The 15,489-nt window shown below is 41.9% G+C and carries 10 protein-coding genes; 5 read left to right on the top strand and 5 right to left on the bottom strand.

All coding sequences use genetic code 11. The annotated features are described in order from the left end of the window. Positions 1–140 precede the first annotated feature (140 nt). Positions 141–833, top strand: a complete 693-nt coding sequence (locus tag OGH69_RS14400) for a DUF421 domain-containing protein (RefSeq protein ID WP_265175183.1) — start codon at positions 141–143, stop codon at positions 831–833. 61 nt (positions 834–894) lie between these two features. On the opposite strand, the gene OGH69_RS14395 is transcribed toward OGH69_RS14400, so the two are convergent. After that, complete coding sequence (locus OGH69_RS14395; RefSeq protein WP_265175182.1) at positions 895–2,124, bottom strand: hypothetical protein; 1,230 nt, start codon at positions 2,122–2,124, stop codon at positions 895–897. Between the two features lie 137 nt (positions 2,125–2,261). Between OGH69_RS14395 and OGH69_RS14390 the strand changes: the two genes are divergently transcribed. The 3 genes from OGH69_RS14390 (at position 2,262) to OGH69_RS14380 (ending at position 3,961) form a co-directional block, all read left to right on the top strand. Then, positions 2,262–2,759 carry a GNAT family N-acetyltransferase gene (locus OGH69_RS14390; protein ID WP_265175181.1) on the top strand — a complete coding sequence of 166 codons (498 nt, stop codon included), beginning with the start codon at positions 2,262–2,264 and terminating at the stop codon, positions 2,757–2,759. Positions 2,760–3,014: 255 nt separating this feature from the next. Then, the gene (locus OGH69_RS14385; protein ID WP_265175180.1) at positions 3,015–3,401 is read left to right on the top strand and encodes a SpoIIAA family protein; all 387 of its coding nucleotides are present in this window, start codon (positions 3,015–3,017) and stop codon (positions 3,399–3,401) included. Positions 3,402–3,418: 17 nt separating this feature from the next. Further along, entirely contained in the window at positions 3,419–3,961 is a 543-nt protein-coding gene (locus tag OGH69_RS14380) for a pyridoxamine 5'-phosphate oxidase family protein (protein WP_265175179.1), read from the top strand. A 102-nt stretch (positions 3,962–4,063) separates the two neighbouring features. Here the strand turns inward: OGH69_RS14380 and OGH69_RS14375 are convergent, their stop codons facing one another. Next, on the bottom strand, positions 4,064–5,038 hold the full coding sequence (locus tag OGH69_RS14375; protein ID WP_265175178.1) for a YihY/virulence factor BrkB family protein: 975 nt from the start codon (positions 5,036–5,038) through the stop codon (positions 4,064–4,066). Positions 5,039–5,280: 242 nt separating this feature from the next. On the opposite strand from OGH69_RS14375, the gene OGH69_RS14370 reads away from it, so the two are divergent. Further along, positions 5,281–6,546 carry an NAD(P)/FAD-dependent oxidoreductase gene (locus OGH69_RS14370; protein WP_265175177.1) on the top strand — a complete coding sequence of 422 codons (1,266 nt, stop codon included), beginning with the start codon at positions 5,281–5,283 and terminating at the stop codon, positions 6,544–6,546. 101 nt (positions 6,547–6,647) lie between these two features. Here OGH69_RS14370 and OGH69_RS14365 read toward each other — a convergent pair whose 3' ends face one another. The 3 genes from OGH69_RS14365 to OGH69_RS14355 are packed head-to-tail and all read right to left on the bottom strand — an operon-like array spanning position 6,648 to position 15,480. Then, a complete protein-coding gene (locus OGH69_RS14365) occupies positions 6,648–7,994 on the bottom strand; it encodes a T9SS type A sorting domain-containing protein (RefSeq protein WP_265175176.1) in 1,347 nt (448 codons plus the stop codon). A 51-nt stretch (positions 7,995–8,045) separates the two neighbouring features. After that, a complete protein-coding gene (locus OGH69_RS14360; protein WP_306354395.1) occupies positions 8,046–10,388 on the bottom strand; it encodes a translocation and assembly module lipoprotein TamL in 2,343 nt (780 codons plus the stop codon). Continuing rightward, positions 10,366–15,480 (bottom strand): translocation/assembly module TamB domain-containing protein, encoded by a 5,115-nt coding sequence (locus tag OGH69_RS14355; RefSeq protein ID WP_265175175.1) that lies wholly within the window; start codon positions 15,478–15,480, stop codon positions 10,366–10,368. The genes OGH69_RS14360 and OGH69_RS14355 overlap by 23 nt, the downstream gene beginning before the upstream one ends. Positions 15,481–15,489: the final 9 nt, after the last annotated feature.

Below are 15,489 nucleotides of genomic sequence, written 5' to 3'. Positions count from 1 at the left end.
ATATTTAGTTTGATACCATAAAATTACTCTGCATGAAGGGCAATTGGCTATAACGTGATATTAAAGTTCTGCCAAAGTTTGTTAATGCAAAATCGTTGAATGATAAAATCAGCTAATTTTAGGATGATTATTCTGATACCATGGAAGATATATTCGAATGGAGGCGGTTATTGTTTAATGACTTGCCTTTTAAATTCCTTTTTGAAGTAATATTTCGTACCGTTATAATGTTTACGGTGGTGCTGCTCACGCTCAAATTTGCAGGCAAAAGGGGAGTGAAGCAACTTTCAGTATTTGAGGTGGTCATTATTATTTCATTAGGGTCTGCAGCAGGTGACCCAATGTTTTATGAAGATGTTGGGTTGATACCGGCCATACTTGTTTTCCTGATAATTTTGTTAATGTATAGAACTGTGACATGGTTGTTGGGCAAAAGCAAAAAGTTTGAGAATTTCATTGAAGGCCGGGTGAAATGCCTGATTGAAGATGGCCAATTCTCCATAACCAGTTTTGAAAGGGAAGACCTGGCACAGGACGAATTCTTTGCTGAATTGCGACTGAAATCCATCGAACACCTGGGTCAGGTGCGTAACGCATATATAGAGACAAATGGGGCAATCAGTGTTTTTTTCTATGATGATGCTGATGTAAAGTATGGCCTGCCCTTGCGGCCGCAGCTGTTTTTGCTTAAAAGCAAAAACATCCCTAAAGCCGGAATATATGCCTGCACCTTTTGTGCCAATACCCAGCGCCTGGAACCCACATCTGGTATCTGTTCGGTATGTGGTAAAGGTGAATGGGTAGAAGCGATAAAGACAAAACGGATTGTTTAGGCTACAAAAAAGGCCGTCCTAAAACATTTAGACGACCTCTTTTCCAAATATATAACTTAACTTAACCTCTTGATCTACCGCCCTGGCTGCCACCCGACCTTGATGGTGCAGATGAGCTTTGCCTGCTTGCAGCAGGGGTACTTCTTACTGAGCTGCCACTGCCTCTTGAAGGAGATACAGATTGACTGCTTCTTGACGGCGCATTTTGTGTGCGGACGGCAGGAGTGTTATTCCTTTCAATAGATGAATTGTTCCTTGCCGGTGTGGCCTGGCTCCTTGCCGGTGTTGTCCCTGCTGACCTGACAGTTGTACTATTGCTGCTTCTTGACGGAGTGCCGGATGTTCTTACAGTAGCGCTGTTCGACCTGGTAGAAGTAGAAGCCTGCCTTGATGGTGATGAGCTCCTAACACTATTGTTATTTCCGCTGCTTCTAACTGTATTTACACTTGTGTTTCTTGAAGTGCCTGTCGAAGTGGAGCGTGATGAAGAACTTGTAAAAGAGCTACGTGATGACCCTGTAGAATAAGAAGCGTTTTGCGATCTTGAACCTCCACGGCTTTGCTCTAATGCATACCTGTTCGATGCTCCGTTGTTCCTGCTGCTAAATCCTCGTCCCGGGTTCTCTCTTTCGTAAGCATTGGATCTTCTTCCCCTATACATTGCTACAGCACGTGTACTTCTCCTTGTGTCTACATAATGGTAGCTGTTCCTGCTATTTATATGTACATGGCAGTTATTCCTGTATCGGTATATTGGATAAGGTGCCCAGTAACTGTAATATCTTGGATAATATCCCCAGTACCAGGGTGAATAATAGGGACGGTAGCTGCTTACCCAAAAGATGTCGAACAATACGGGCCTTGTAACATAAACCGGTTCATATATATAATTAGCGCCGTACATATAAACATCACCAACCACCTGTACTTGCACATTGTTATTGCGGTCCCTTTCCACTTCAATTGTTGCTACATCCTGGAATGTGTCCACTCCAAGTACGGACTGAAGAATGATAAGGTGGGTATTGCCTTCAGTAGCTTCAATTACTCTAAGATAGTCTACGCGGTTATCGCCATTAAGGTCGAGGTTGGATATCTGTATGTCCGGGTCGTTGAGCCTGCGCTCAAAATCTTCAAGGTCGCGTGAATCACCAAATATTGAAGCCACCGCTTTTAGGTCGAGGTTGTCACTGATGTCGGACTTTGCCCTCACAGTGGTTACATCCTGGGCAAATATTCCGCCAATGCTTGCAAGGGCGAAAAAGACTGTATGGAATATATTAGTTTTCATGATGCGTAAATTAATGCCTGATAGAATAAAAAATTGTTACTTGATTTGGTTTATCCAATTACTGTGCCAATAATTTTTTTGTACATTTACTTAATAATAAAAGCCAGTAATTACGGGCTTTTTTCAATAATAAAAAAATGATTGAAGTAAGAAAAGCCTTATATGAAGATTATAATATTATTCGTGAGATTGCTGACCGTACCTGGTATACTACTTACCTTTCCATACTTTCATCTGAGCAACTTGACTATATGCTCGAAATGATGTATAGTCCGGCGGCATTTTCAGAACAGATTTTAATAAAGAACCATCATTTTCTTTTGGCATCAGAAAATGGTAATATTCTTGGCTTTGCATCCTATGAACTCAACTACTATACGGAAACCGCGAAAGTTCATAAATTATATGTTGTTCCCGAAGCGCAAGGCAAAGGCGTAGGTCAAAAGCTTCTGTCGGTAATTGAAAAAGAAGCATTGAAGAACAACAATGATAAAATTGTGCTCAATGTGAACCGTTTTAATAAAGCTGTCAATTTCTATAAAAAAGCGGGCTTTGAAAAAGCAGGTGAGGAGGATATTAACATTGGGAACGGTTATTTGATGGAAGATTTTATCATGAAGAAGGAACTTGTATAATCTTTTTTAAACTTAACACATAAGAATATAGTGTAAAAGGTTGCTAGAGCTCATGAATACAGCCTGAAAGTTTAATTCATTTATTTTTACCATTCTTCCTTGAATGCAGCCATCATTAATATTTACCTGAAATTAAAAGTAATATCGTGCACCATAATTTACCATAACCTTCTGTAATTATTATGATGCCAATAACATACGTTTAATTTCTTTACAGGTAACTTTGGGTTTAAGATAATTCTAAACTCAAATGCTATGATCATACAGATACCCGACCTTCCGGATAACATGGTTGGCTTCCGTGCCGACAGAGAAGTTACCAAAGAGGATTTTGAGATCGTAAAGCTACAGGTATCACACCTTGTCGAGAAGACAGGTAAGCTAAATTATATGCTTGTCCTAGACAATTCTCCGGCAGATTTCACTTTAGGCGCCTGGTTTCAGGATGCACTCCTTGGAATTCAAAACATTACAAAATGGAACCGTGCTGCTATTATTTCTGACTCTGAAGTCCTTAAAACCTTTACAGACATATTCAGTAAAGTTATGCCAGGGGAGTTCAGAGCCTATAAGCACACACAATATGATGAAGCTGTGGATTGGGTTTCAGAACGCAGCCAGGACGAAGGATATAACAACTAACTAAAAAATAAAAAGCTATGTCAGGATCAAGCACGTCGAAAGACAATTTTAAAGACCTCTTCAGCAAGGAGGCAAGGGAAAAAATTAAAGAAATGGCAAACGATATAGGGATGTGCATGTTTTGCACAGAACTATCTGTAAGGCCTATACCTACGCGACCCATGAGTGTGGTAGATGTGGATGAAGATGGCAGCTTATGGTTCATCTCATCGAAAAAAAGCAATAAAAACTTTGAGATAAAGCATGATGATGAAGTGCAGTTGATATTCGCTAAAAACTCTGACGCACATTTTCTTTCAGTATTTGGAAAGGCTATTATCTACAAGGATAAAGCCCATATTGATGATGTATGGACACCTATTGCTAAAGCCTGGTTTGAGGAAGGAAAAGACGACCCGGATGTTACCGTGATAAAAGTAGAACCTATAGATGCCTACTACTGGGATACCAAATATGGAAAGATGATATCTATGATTAAATGGGCTTATGGCGCAGTAACAGGAGATATGGATAATGATGCCGGAGTAGAAGGCAGGCTAAATGTAGATAAAAGCCTGTAATGATAAGGTAATCATAGATCAGAACACTAAACTCCCCGCGATTATATTCCGGGGAGTTTTTTTATGTATGAAAATAATAACCGAAGATTTGTTTCCTCACCTTCACGGCTTTTTTTTTTCGTAATCTAATGAAGATTCCATCGGGGGTATGAATTTAACATCTCTTTCTTTTTCTTTCTGCTCTACATATACGGCATACTCTGCAGGTTCAATTTTTGCCCCTTTAAAACTTGTATAGGCCCGTGTGAACTCGGCCCCGAAATACAAAATTGCGGCAGTATAATAAACCCAAAGCAATATTACAATAATAGACCCGGCTGCACCATAAGGTGATCCTGCTGCAGTGGTTTCAATGTAAATACCGATTAGATAACGTCCTAAAAGGAACAGGCAAGCCGTAAAAAATGCCCCGGCACGCACGTGTTTCCACGAAATTTTAGCATCTGGGAGAACTTTAAATATCACCCCGAATAATACAGTTATTACTAAAAAACTTATGACCAGGTTGGCTGCGTTCAAAAGAATAATTGTCAGGTCCGGGAAACGTGCCTTAAGCATGTCGCTTATGGTTAGTAATACGCCATTAACAATTAGCGATACTATCAGCAAAAATCCAAGGCCTACAATAATGGAGCCTGAGAGCAGCCTGTCTTTTAGAAATTTTACCCAACCTCGTTTTGGCTTGGCTTTTACCTTCCATATTATATTGATAGAATCCTGAATTTCACCAAAAACCGTTGTGGCACCTATAACCAGTGTTATTGCACCTATGATAACCGATAATGTAGTTTTACCGGAGAGTTCGAGGTTACGTATTATCTGCTGCACCTGTAGTGCGGCTTCGCTACCTATAAGGCCGTTTATTTCATCAAATATCCTGCCTTCGCTCGCCTCTCTGCCATATACCGCACCCGCAAGGGAAATTATCAGCAGTAGCAGTGGGGCCATAGAAAAAACAGTATAATAAGACAAGGATGCGCTTAATTTCAGTCCTTTATCATTCATGAATCCATTGAAAGTATCTACAAGGATGCATTTAATGTTTTTATATGTGGTTTTTGTGAAGATCTTTTTCATTTGAGCTATATTCATTTACTACCATAAAAATAATTATAGCATCAGGCAAATACTACACTATTAACATAACAATAAAATAAACAATTACAGATTTGATCATGTATATGAAGAATTGACTTACAAATTTGAAAATGTCAATTATTTCATAAATTTAGTGACGACCTTCAGAAAGCTTTGTGCATTAATAGTAATATACTTAACTTTATAGAAGAAAAGCAGCTAAGCTGCATAAAAGATTTGCCATGAAAATAGTGATTGTAGGAGGTGGCTTTGCCGGGGTAAACCTTGCGCAGGAACTTGCCGGAGATAAAAGAATTGAAGTTACGCTCGTTGATAAAAACAATTATAATTTCTTTCCCCCCCTTATCTATCAGGTGGCAACAGCTTTTCTTGAACCTTCCAGTATCAGTTATCCTTTTCGAAAGCTTTTCCGTCATGCCGGCAATATAGGTTTTAGGATGGGGGAGGTGCTTTCTGTAAACATTTCTGAAAAAAAAGTCATATTGCATAATGGCGAGTTGGATTATGATCGCCTAGTTTTTGCAACGGGCGCCGAAACTAATTATTTCGGTATGGAAAACGTTCGCAAAAATGCCATACCCATGAAGACCCTAAACGATGCAATAGAAATGCGTAATCAGCTGCTGCAACGGATGGAAAAGGCAACCATCTGCAAAAACAGCAGGGAACGCCGTAAATACCTCAATATTGTTGTTGCCGGTGGCGGCCCAACAGGTGTTGAGGTTTCGGGTATGTTTGCCGAGATGAAAAACGGTATTCTTCGAAAAGAATATCCGGAACTCTCTACAAGTGCAAGCCACATTTATCTTGTGGATGGGGGAGATGCGCTGCTTTCGCCCATGAGTAAAGATTCGCAACAGGATACATTGGATGCGTTGACTAAAATGGGTGTTGTTGTTAAGCTTAATACGCGCGTTACCGATTTTACCGACGACACAGTACATCTCAGCACAGGCGAGACCATCCATTCTAAAAACCTGATATGGGCGGCAGGTGTATCTGCAAAAGTATTTGAAGGCATTCCTGTTGAGAGCTATGGGCCAGGAAGAAGAATGCTGGTCGATGAGTACAATAAAATTTTAAATGTCACAGATATTTATGCCATTGGCGACACCTGCCTGCAAACTACTGATACCGACTGGCCAAAAGGACATCCTCAGGTAGCGCAGGTGGCCATACAGCAGGGGAAAAATCTTGCAAAGAACTTTAAAAATGAGCTAAAAAATAAGCCTTCTAAAGCATTTAAGTACAATGACAAAGGGTCTATGGCCATTATTGGCAAGAACAAGGCTGTTGTCGATTTACCAAAGCCAAAAATGCACTTTAAAGGATTCATCGCCTGGCTAATGTGGCTGTTTATTCATCTTATGTCCCTCATAGGTTACCGTAACAGGATTGTTACTGCCTATAACTGGATGATTGCGTACTTCTCCCGCGACCAGTCATTGCGCATGATAATCAGGCCGGATAAAAGGTCTAAGACATAGCTTTACCGAAGCAACCCCATATACTTTGATTTTCAGAATTATTCGATAATTATTTATGGGGTCGTATGGATTTTTAGCTAATGCGATTGGCTTCGCTAAAATTATATTTTTATAAGTTTTTCGATTTGGCTTGAATTTCCCGAAGCAATTTTGACAAGGTATATTCCTGATTGCAAATTTTCAATATTGATTTGATCAGTATGGAAAACTTTTAATGCAACCTTACCTGAAATATCCAATACAGAAATTTCATCAGCAATCCCTTGTCCCGGATTTTTAATGGTAATTGTTTGTTTGGCAGGATTGGGATAGATGACAAAATTTTCTTTTGTTTGGTCAGTTACAGATAATGGCGGAGGGCAAAGCACCTGGGTTGGCCATAGCATTTCTTCTGTAGAACCTATGCCTAAATTTCCGTAGCCGTTATGTCCCCAGCCCCATATTGTATTGTCGCTCTTAATTCCCAACGCATAATGATATCCCTTTGCAATTTTTTCCCATTCCCCTTCTTGTAAATTTACAGGTGTAGTATAATATTCCATCATGCCGGTTTCGGGATTCCTCACATTACCCCATTCCCATACTGTTCCGTCGGATTTCAGCGCTGTGCTATTGTACATCCCGCAAACTATTTGTCTCCAGTCGGAGTCAGTTCCGATTTGTACCGGATTATTTCTATTTACAAATGTACCGTCGCCTAATTGCCCATTATTATTTAATCCCCAAGCCCATAATGTACCATCAGTTTTTAAAGCTAAAGTATGTGAATAACCGGTCGCAACCGTATCCCAATCTGTATCTTGGCCAATTTGCTCGGGTAGCGTTGTATCTGCATTTGTTCCGTTTCCAAGTTGTCCGGCATCATTAAACCCCCATCCCCATAAAGTGTTGTCTTGTTTGATTGCAATTGTGTGTGCCTGGCCGCATGCTATAGTTTCCCAATTATTATCAATTCCAACCTGTATTGGGGCGTAACGGTCTGTTTGTGTTCCGTCACCCAAGTTTCCTAAATTATTTCCCCACGCCCAAAGAGTATTGTCGTTTTTAATTGCTACTGTATATCCAAATCCTGTAGCTGCAAAACGCCAATCAGAATCTGTACCTAATTGTATCGGTGTATGGATTTCTTCTGTTGAACCAATGCCTAATTGCCCGAAGTAATTCATTCCCCATACCCACATAGTACCGTTACTTTTAATAGTAATAGTATGGGCAAAGCCTTCACATACAGAAACCCAATCGGTATCATATGTAATTTGTACAGGTAACAATTGGTCAACCGTAGTACCGTTGCCTATTTCTCCAAAATCGTTAACACCCCAGGCCCACAGCGTACCATCGGTTTGTATTCCAAAACTTGTTGCATCTCCGGCAAACACATTCTCCCAACATTGAGAATGACTATAAAAACTTAGGAGTAAGGCAATTGGCAGAGATAGGCTTTTCATAGGTTTTTTCTTAATAGATGCAACATTAATAACAAGGTTGCGTGCTAACAATTAAAAAGGATACCCAATTGCCAAATTGAATACTAAATTATTCTTCCTCCAGGTTTTTCCTCCAAAATCTATTTCATCAAACACCCAGCGTTCGCCTTCCGGAAGCCATGGCTTACGTAATGGGAAGGCCAGGTCAAGGCGGAGTACAAGGAATGTAATGTCAACACGCAAACCGGTTCCCGCACCTACAGCCAGATCTTCATAAAACTTATTGCTAAACTCTGCTCCGGGCTTGTCTGCATTTTTATTCCAAAGCCATATATTCCCTGCATCCAAAAACAATGCACCATTGATAACACTGAAAAGATTTGCCCGATATTCTGTATTTAATTCAAGCTTAATATCGCCACTTTGGTCAGGTAAAAAGCTGTCGCCATCTACATTGGTCCTGAAGGTTCCCGGGCCTATAGACCTTGCCCTGAATGACCGTATACTGTTGGTTCCTCCAATAAAAAACTGACGCATGAAAGGCAATTCCGTCGAGTTGCCGTAAGGCAAGCCTACACCGACAATAATTCGGCTTGCCAATTGTGATTTATCGCCCACTTTCATGTAATGCCGAAAATCTTGTTCGGTTTTTACAAACTGGCTAAACGGCACGCCCAATATCTCCTCGGGTTCTTTCGTTTTTGCATCGGCTCCGGTAGTAAGGCCAGCAATGGTTCCCGCAAGATCAAGCGAACCTTTGTAGTAAAAGGTATGCTTGCGGAACTTTCGCATAGTATTGGTGAATGTGTAAGAGTAAGTAGGCCCAAAAATGAGTTGCTTATCTATTACTTTCTGCAATGCGTCCGCAGCACCTAAATCACCGTCTTCAGTTGCTTTGCTTATTTGATCATAATACTCTTGGGTAACTGTAGCGGGGCTAACATAGTTTACATCAAAAACATTCAGTTGATGTTCTGACCGTATGTCGTCCTTCCATAAGTAGCTAAACTGGGTACGGAAAGAGTTTAGCGAATACAGCCTGGCCCTGTTTTGATATTCGTAACTAACCATGGCGCGTGTCCTCGGTACAAACGCACTTGAATCCTGTATTTTTATTGGGGTAATGAATCGAGGCCATGTAATGCTTGCCTCACCACCCACGCGATATACATTATATCCTTTGTTTTGCCCGGAAGACTGTATTTCAGCCCCTCCAAATAACGATAGTGAAAGGAGTTCGGCAGCCTTAAAAGCATTCCTGTTACTCCAGTTTATACTGGCTTCGGTACCATTGTAGTTTGCAGAATTGGTTTTGGCTAAAATTTCGAATCGCACTGACTTTTTAGGTAAGGGTGTAAGATAGTAATACGTGTTGAGCACTGTATCAAGGGAATCTGAAGGGCGGAATTCGTTCTTTACAAATTTGAATGTCCCAAGGTTGACCAGTCGGTTTAGGGTAAGATTGTGTTCTCTGCGGCTGTAAACATCTCCTTTATGGAAGAACATCGTTCGGTCATATATAATGGGGCGGAAGGTATGTTCCGGGTCAATAATGGTAAGGTCTTTAAAGCGTTCCACTGCTCTTGGATCATTTACAAGCGTGTCTTTTGCGTTCGCTAAAGAATAATTCGGATATATAATTATATCACCGATGCTATATACCCTTTTTGCTATTTCAGGGGTTTCACCTTTTACCTTCACAATCAGGTCTACCTGGTGGTTACCTACAGTACTGTCAACCTGTATAAGAATATAGTCAGGATTAAAGTAAAAGTACCCCTTATTCTTCAGCCTTTGGTCAATGCGCTCGCGTTCTTCCTTAATTACATCCAGGTCATAGGGCTGCCCTTTTTTAAGGCGGCTCCTGCGGCGGATATTTGCCACTGTACTGTCAAGTTCTGTAGCCGTAGAATCTCCTGGAAATATCACTTTACGAATCTTATATTGCTGTTTTGGTGTAACCGTATATTTAGCTCTTGCTCTTCGGTTGCGCGAGGTAGAATCAGCTGCGGTTCGTACCTTAAAGTACCCTTTGTTTTCAGCATAGTTTTGGAGTATATCGGCATTATAATCCAAATCTACCTGGCTGAAAAGCACAGGTGGTTCACCCACCTTATTCTTTAGCCAGTATTTAAAACCACTGTCCTTGGAAGGAGTGCCTGCAATGTTATATATCCATAGCTTTGGCCTTAATCCCAAAAAGCCGCTATTGGGTTTGGGGCGTAAAAGTCCTTCCATGGTTTTCTCCATAGCTTTGCGCTCCTTGCGGCTCATAACTGTATCTTTTATTTCAACTTCACCACCTACATATAGCATGTCGCCCTCGGGAAGGTACTTGGTGTTGCTGCAGCCGTAAGCAAAAAGCAATCCTATTATCAGATAATATGAAATTTTATTTATTCTCATCTTCTTCATTAGTGCTGTTTGGTGGCAAGTCATCCTTCTTATCTCCTTTTTGCTCAGCCTCTGTTTTTCTCCTCTTTTTTTCTTCTCTTTCGCGTTTTCTTCGCTCTCTTTCCTGCCTTGCTGCTTCTTTTTCTTCCTCAGTTCGGTGGAATAGTTCACTGAATTTATTATAGTCCATGGTAATAATGAAAGCAACCCCGGTTTCCACTACCTGTCCCTGTAACGCTATCTGGTATTCGTTTTTTCGGTATGCCCTTACCATATAGCGACCATCTTTAGTAAGTTGGTAGTCTACAGCAACATCACCTGCAATGTTGGTGGTTTCCTCATTTGCCTGTTGTGGGCCTTCCAGCCCAAAACTGCTGCCTACCGTCACTTTTAATCTGTCGTTCAGTAGTCTTTTGGATATGCCTACATTAAGGTCGGTACGATTTTCCTGTTGCCCGGTGGTATAATCTTCAGTAGCTTCAAGGTCAAAGTTCAGTTCAACCCCATTGATGAGGTCACCTGCAAGGTTGTTCAGCTGCTGCGAAAGGAGTTTACTCACACTCTGTCTGGCCAGTGCCTCACCGCTGGTTCCGCCTGCTTCGCTGGCAAATGGATTTTCGCCTATAAATCGGTTTAGCAGTAATATTGCAAACACCTGCTTGTTGAGTTCCGAAGGCTGTTCGCGTATCTGTGCCAGTTTGGTGTTAGTATCAGCCAGCACAAAAGGGGCAACATTATAATTCCCTTCGGGTACGATAATGTCGAATGAAAGTTCAGGCTTAAGCAGTTCACCATTTATTTTCAGGAGTGTATGGATTGGAATTTTCTGCTTGTACATGTTTCTTCTGGCAGGGTCGGTTATTTGATTCTCAACCAAGTCAATAGGGGGGATATCAGCCTTGTATACGGCAGTAATGTTCACATCGGCCTCTGTAGGTTCACCTGTCCAAAGGATATAGCTTCCCTTCTGAATATCAAATTTTCGTTTGATGAGGTTAAAGGTCATTTGGTACGCTCCTTCGTCAAATTCATAACGGCCGGCCAATGTGGTTTTTCCTGATTGGTCAATGCCGCCCGTGAGGTCTGCTTCACCCTTTAGTTGTAGAAAGTCACCATTACCCTTATCTATAACGAGGTTTAGCTCAGCTTCTTTTACAATTTGTATGTTTACAGAAACATCCATTCCTTTAAACTGGGTAGCGTTCACAGTTTCTTCGATTTTAAGGCGCTGTTGCATTTCCATGTTGTCCTGGTCGATAAACTCTACTATACCCTCCCTGTCGGCAATCGATGGATCCTGCTGGGGGAGTACCACAGTAAACTCGGTATCTTCGTTTACCTTGAGGTCGCCGTCAATCACAGGGGCGTTCATAGTGCCTTTTACATTGAGGTGTGTATCGATGAACAGCTTGCCGTAATAAAAATCATTGTCTTTTGCCTTCGAGTTTACCGCCCTGAAATTCTCCGCATCCACCGTTAAGTTAAAGGCAAAATCCCTGTAATCGGTGGTCGCGATAGTACCGTTGATGGTCAGCTGGTTATTCTTTTCATCCTCGATGTCAAAGTTATCGAAACGTATGCCGCTTTCATTAACGGTAATATTATCGTTCATGCCTTTAAACTTCGAGTTCAGCTGCGTTACCCTCAGCACCACATCGTTGAATTTCAGGTTGCCGCTGATGTTCGGGTCACTCGCCGTGCCGGTAATGTCAAAACGTCCTGAAAGGTAGCCTTCGCAATCTTTAACCTGCCCGAAGCTCAGCGCCTGTATACTGGCAATATTTAGCTTTTCAATATTAAGGTCGAGGTCAAAATTCTGCCCGGTGGTATTGTAATTGCCGTCAAGGTTTACCTGGTTGTCCTGGCCTGTTATTTCCACTTTGGCAGCGTATGTATTCGCTACTTCATTATTTACAAGCACTTTAATGTTACCCACGGTATCTTTCGCCACGGCAAAATCGGTAATGTCCAGGTCGGCTACAAACACCGGGCTTTGCGTCAGGTCGCGCACCTCGGCCGTACCGTTTATCGTCCCTTTGAATTTCTGGTCATCCTTCTGGATCATGTTGGTGAGCGTCTCGATCTTAAAGTCTCGTAGCTCTACATTTAGTGGGCTGTTTGGCGCTTCCGATTGTGATTGCAGCTTAATTGCCCCACCTTCATTGCTTATTTCAAAATTGTTCGCATAAATACCATCTTTACCAAAACGCAGCAGGTTGTCTACAGCAACATCCCAGGGTTCATAATTCAGTTTTAGGCCATCGGGATTCAGCTGCAATTCGGTGTTGCCCTCATTGGCTCTCAACTGTCCGGTAACCAGGTATTGTTCCTTTTCTTTAGCATCCTCTATACGAAGTGTATACAAAATAGTATTGTCCTTAATGTTACCCGTAAGGCTGGTATGTGGAAGTACGAATTGCTCGCCCTGCACCTGGTCGATCACCACGTTGTAAGCCAGTGCATCCTCTTCATTTTTAATATCGATCTTCGCACCCGAAATGGTATAATTACCATATACAACCCGGGGTATGCTTCCGTTCAGTACGATGCTGTCGTTCACACTGTTGTATGCACCTTTCATAGTTATCGGCTCCAGCCTTTCAATCGCCGGAATGAGCTTGTAAAGTACAGGATCGTTGTCAATAACTAATTCTATGTCAAACTGTTGCGGGCTTGTGGTTTTTTTTTGTGCTGACGGATTACTATTATAATACTTCGTAAATGTATTGGACACTGCTGTACCCACTTCGGCAACATTGTATTTACCAGTTATTTTGGCGCGGGCAACAGATGATTGCAAAGTAATGGAAGTAGTATCGGGTTTAGTCAACGCGACAATACTAATGGAATCCAGCGCAAACTCCTCTTCGGCATTGGCAAACATAAAATGGTGCAGGCTAATGGTGCCGTTCAGGTTATACGGATCGGCGTCGGCAATATCGGCATCAACGTTGCCGCGCAGTTTTAGCGGTCCTGCATGAAGGTTGAGCTTGTTGAGGTCGGCAATGTCAACATTCAGGCGTATTTTTCCATTAGGATATTTATCTTTAAACCCACCGCTTGCAACGAGCTGGAAATCGAGGTTTGGGTCGTCCATTGCAGCCTTTATATCGAAGGCACCTTTATTTATTTTGCCATTGATTGCCAGGTCGCGATAAGTATATCCGTTAAATTCTGCTTTAGCCAGTTTCCCATCCACCAAAGCATTCGCTGTCTGCGGGTTTAAGCCTGTTCCTTTTACTTTAGCTTTTAATGTGACTTTACCCAGGGAATCATTCTTTATCAACTTCCCTATATCGAAGTTCTGTATGTCTGCATCGGCATCATAGCGTTCATAATTTTTTCGCCTTTGATCAAATGTGGCTTTTACATTGGCATTGCCAAAACTGCTCACGAGATTTATGTTGGTACTGAAATTTTCAAGTGTACCTTTAAATTTGGCTTTCGCCAAAAGGTTTGCCGGAAGCTGTATGTTGGCAGGTATTGTACCGGGTGGAATGTAGCTGTTGATGTCCTTAGACGTCGAGCGGAATGCTTTTACATTCAGGTCCATGTAAGCAGTTTTCACGTCCGGCAGCCCCTTAATCCTGCCACTTGCCGTGATGGAAGTCGACCCAATGCCGCTCACTTCAAGATTGGCTATATACAGGTCTTTCACCTTTCCTTCCATTCTACTGCTTATGTTCAGTGTACCATTCGGGTTGCCCTTAAACGGCGGTGTGTCGGCCAGTGTAGGTACAAAAAGCAGCACATCCTTAAAACCAACCTTACTGCCTTCCAGATTAGCATTTACGCCAAGCTCGCCAATGTCGGTTTGCAGCGATTCAAGTGAAGGATAGGATACGATGATTTGGTCTTTCAATAAAGTACTTGGAGTTTCAAGGTACAGTCCTTTCAGCTCGGCACCCTTTGGCCCGTAAAAGAACTCGGTACGCAATTCTTTAATGTCCACACCGCTTTTATCCCTTAAAGTAAACTTGTCAATATTTCCCGAAATGGCATCCGGGCCATACGAAAAATCTTTAGCGTTCAGCGTCAGGTTAGAAATGTCAAGGTGGTTGTAGTCGATGCCTTTGGCTGCCGGGGCAAAATTCTGGTTGTCAAATTTAAATGCTACATCATCAATATCGGTATTCCCCAATTTGAATTTCCACTGAGCCTGCTGTACCGCTGCCGATTGTGCCGGGAGCGCCTCCTGTACCTGCTTCTCAAATTTGCCGAAAGCAAGCTGGCCTTTAAGCCCTTTTAATTCAAGGCTTTTAAGGTCAATCAATTGTTTCCTGAGATCAATTTCGTTAACATCAAGGTTCAGTGTTTTCAATACTATACCTGTATCGAGGCGGCTGCCCTCATTGTCATAGCCAATGTCGATATTGGAGAGCGCTAACACGCCAAGTTTCAGCTTCAGGTTGGGTTGCTTCGAGGCTTCCTCAGCTGCTTTCTGGGTCGATTGTGCCACCTGTGCAACCATACCCTGTTCAAGAGTGAGTTTGAGGCCGTCGAGGGTTATTTTTGGAATTTCAAACTCCAGCTTCTCAAGGTCAAATGTCTTAATGCGGGTATCAAAATGTCCAATGCTTGCAGCAAGGTTATTCCGGGTAATAGCATCATCATACCTGATCTTAATGCGATCAAGGTTAATCTTATCTATTGAAAATTTCATCGGGGCCGATGTCGTGTCCTTTGGCTTGTCCGAAGCAAAAGCCCTGATGATGTAGTCGAAGTTGAAAACCGAGTCTTTATTGCGCTTTACATTCGCAGTAATGCCTTCAAGGTTAATCGAATTGATCTCTACCTCGTTGCTAAAAAGCTTGAAAAGGCTGATGTCTACTGCCAGTTTCTCGCCGGCGAGCAGCGTGTCGCCCTGTTGGCTTTCAAAGTAAAAGCCTTCCAGTATCACCTTTTTCGGCAGGCCGATCTCGATGCGGTCGAGCTCGACTTTAGTGCCTATTTTACCCTCCAAATAGCTGACAGCTTCATCTTTAGCCAGATTCTGAAAATAAGGGATTTGGAGCAACAATACAAGTAGCAGGAACAACCCAATAACGGAACCTATTATCCACAGGACTATCTTTCCGGCTTTACGTAAATATTTTTTGACCTTTGCATTCATTTAGTGTTA

It is taken from the genome of Flavobacterium sp. MFBS3-15 (assembly GCF_026107645.2).
GTDB lineage: Bacteria > Bacteroidota > Bacteroidia > Flavobacteriales > Flavobacteriaceae > Flavobacterium.
This window is presented reverse-complemented; position numbering and strand designations above follow the sequence as displayed.

Excerpts from the sequence above, each read along its gene's own strand:
- OGH69_RS14365 (WP_265175176.1), bottom strand. The coding sequence starts at position 7,994 with ATGAAAAGCCTATCTCTGCCAATTGCCTTACTCCTAAGTTTTTATAGT.
- OGH69_RS14360 (WP_306354395.1), bottom strand. The coding sequence starts at position 10,388 with ATGAAGAAGATGAGAATAAATAAAATTTCATATTATCTGATAATAGGA.
- OGH69_RS14390 (WP_265175181.1), top strand. The coding sequence starts at position 2,262 with ATGATTGAAGTAAGAAAAGCCTTATATGAAGATTATAATATTATTCGT.
- OGH69_RS14355 (WP_265175175.1), bottom strand. The coding sequence starts at position 15,480 with ATGAATGCAAAGGTCAAAAAATATTTACGTAAAGCCGGAAAGATAGTC.
- OGH69_RS14400 (WP_265175183.1), top strand. The coding sequence starts at position 141 with ATGGAAGATATATTCGAATGGAGGCGGTTATTGTTTAATGACTTGCCT.
- OGH69_RS14380 (WP_265175179.1), top strand. The coding sequence starts at position 3,419 with ATGTCAGGATCAAGCACGTCGAAAGACAATTTTAAAGACCTCTTCAGC.
- OGH69_RS14395 (WP_265175182.1), bottom strand. The coding sequence starts at position 2,124 with ATGAAAACTAATATATTCCATACAGTCTTTTTCGCCCTTGCAAGCATT.
- OGH69_RS14370 (WP_265175177.1), top strand. The coding sequence starts at position 5,281 with ATGAAAATAGTGATTGTAGGAGGTGGCTTTGCCGGGGTAAACCTTGCG.
- OGH69_RS14385 (WP_265175180.1), top strand. The coding sequence starts at position 3,015 with ATGATCATACAGATACCCGACCTTCCGGATAACATGGTTGGCTTCCGT.
- OGH69_RS14375 (WP_265175178.1), bottom strand. The coding sequence starts at position 5,038 with ATGAAAAAGATCTTCACAAAAACCACATATAAAAACATTAAATGCATC.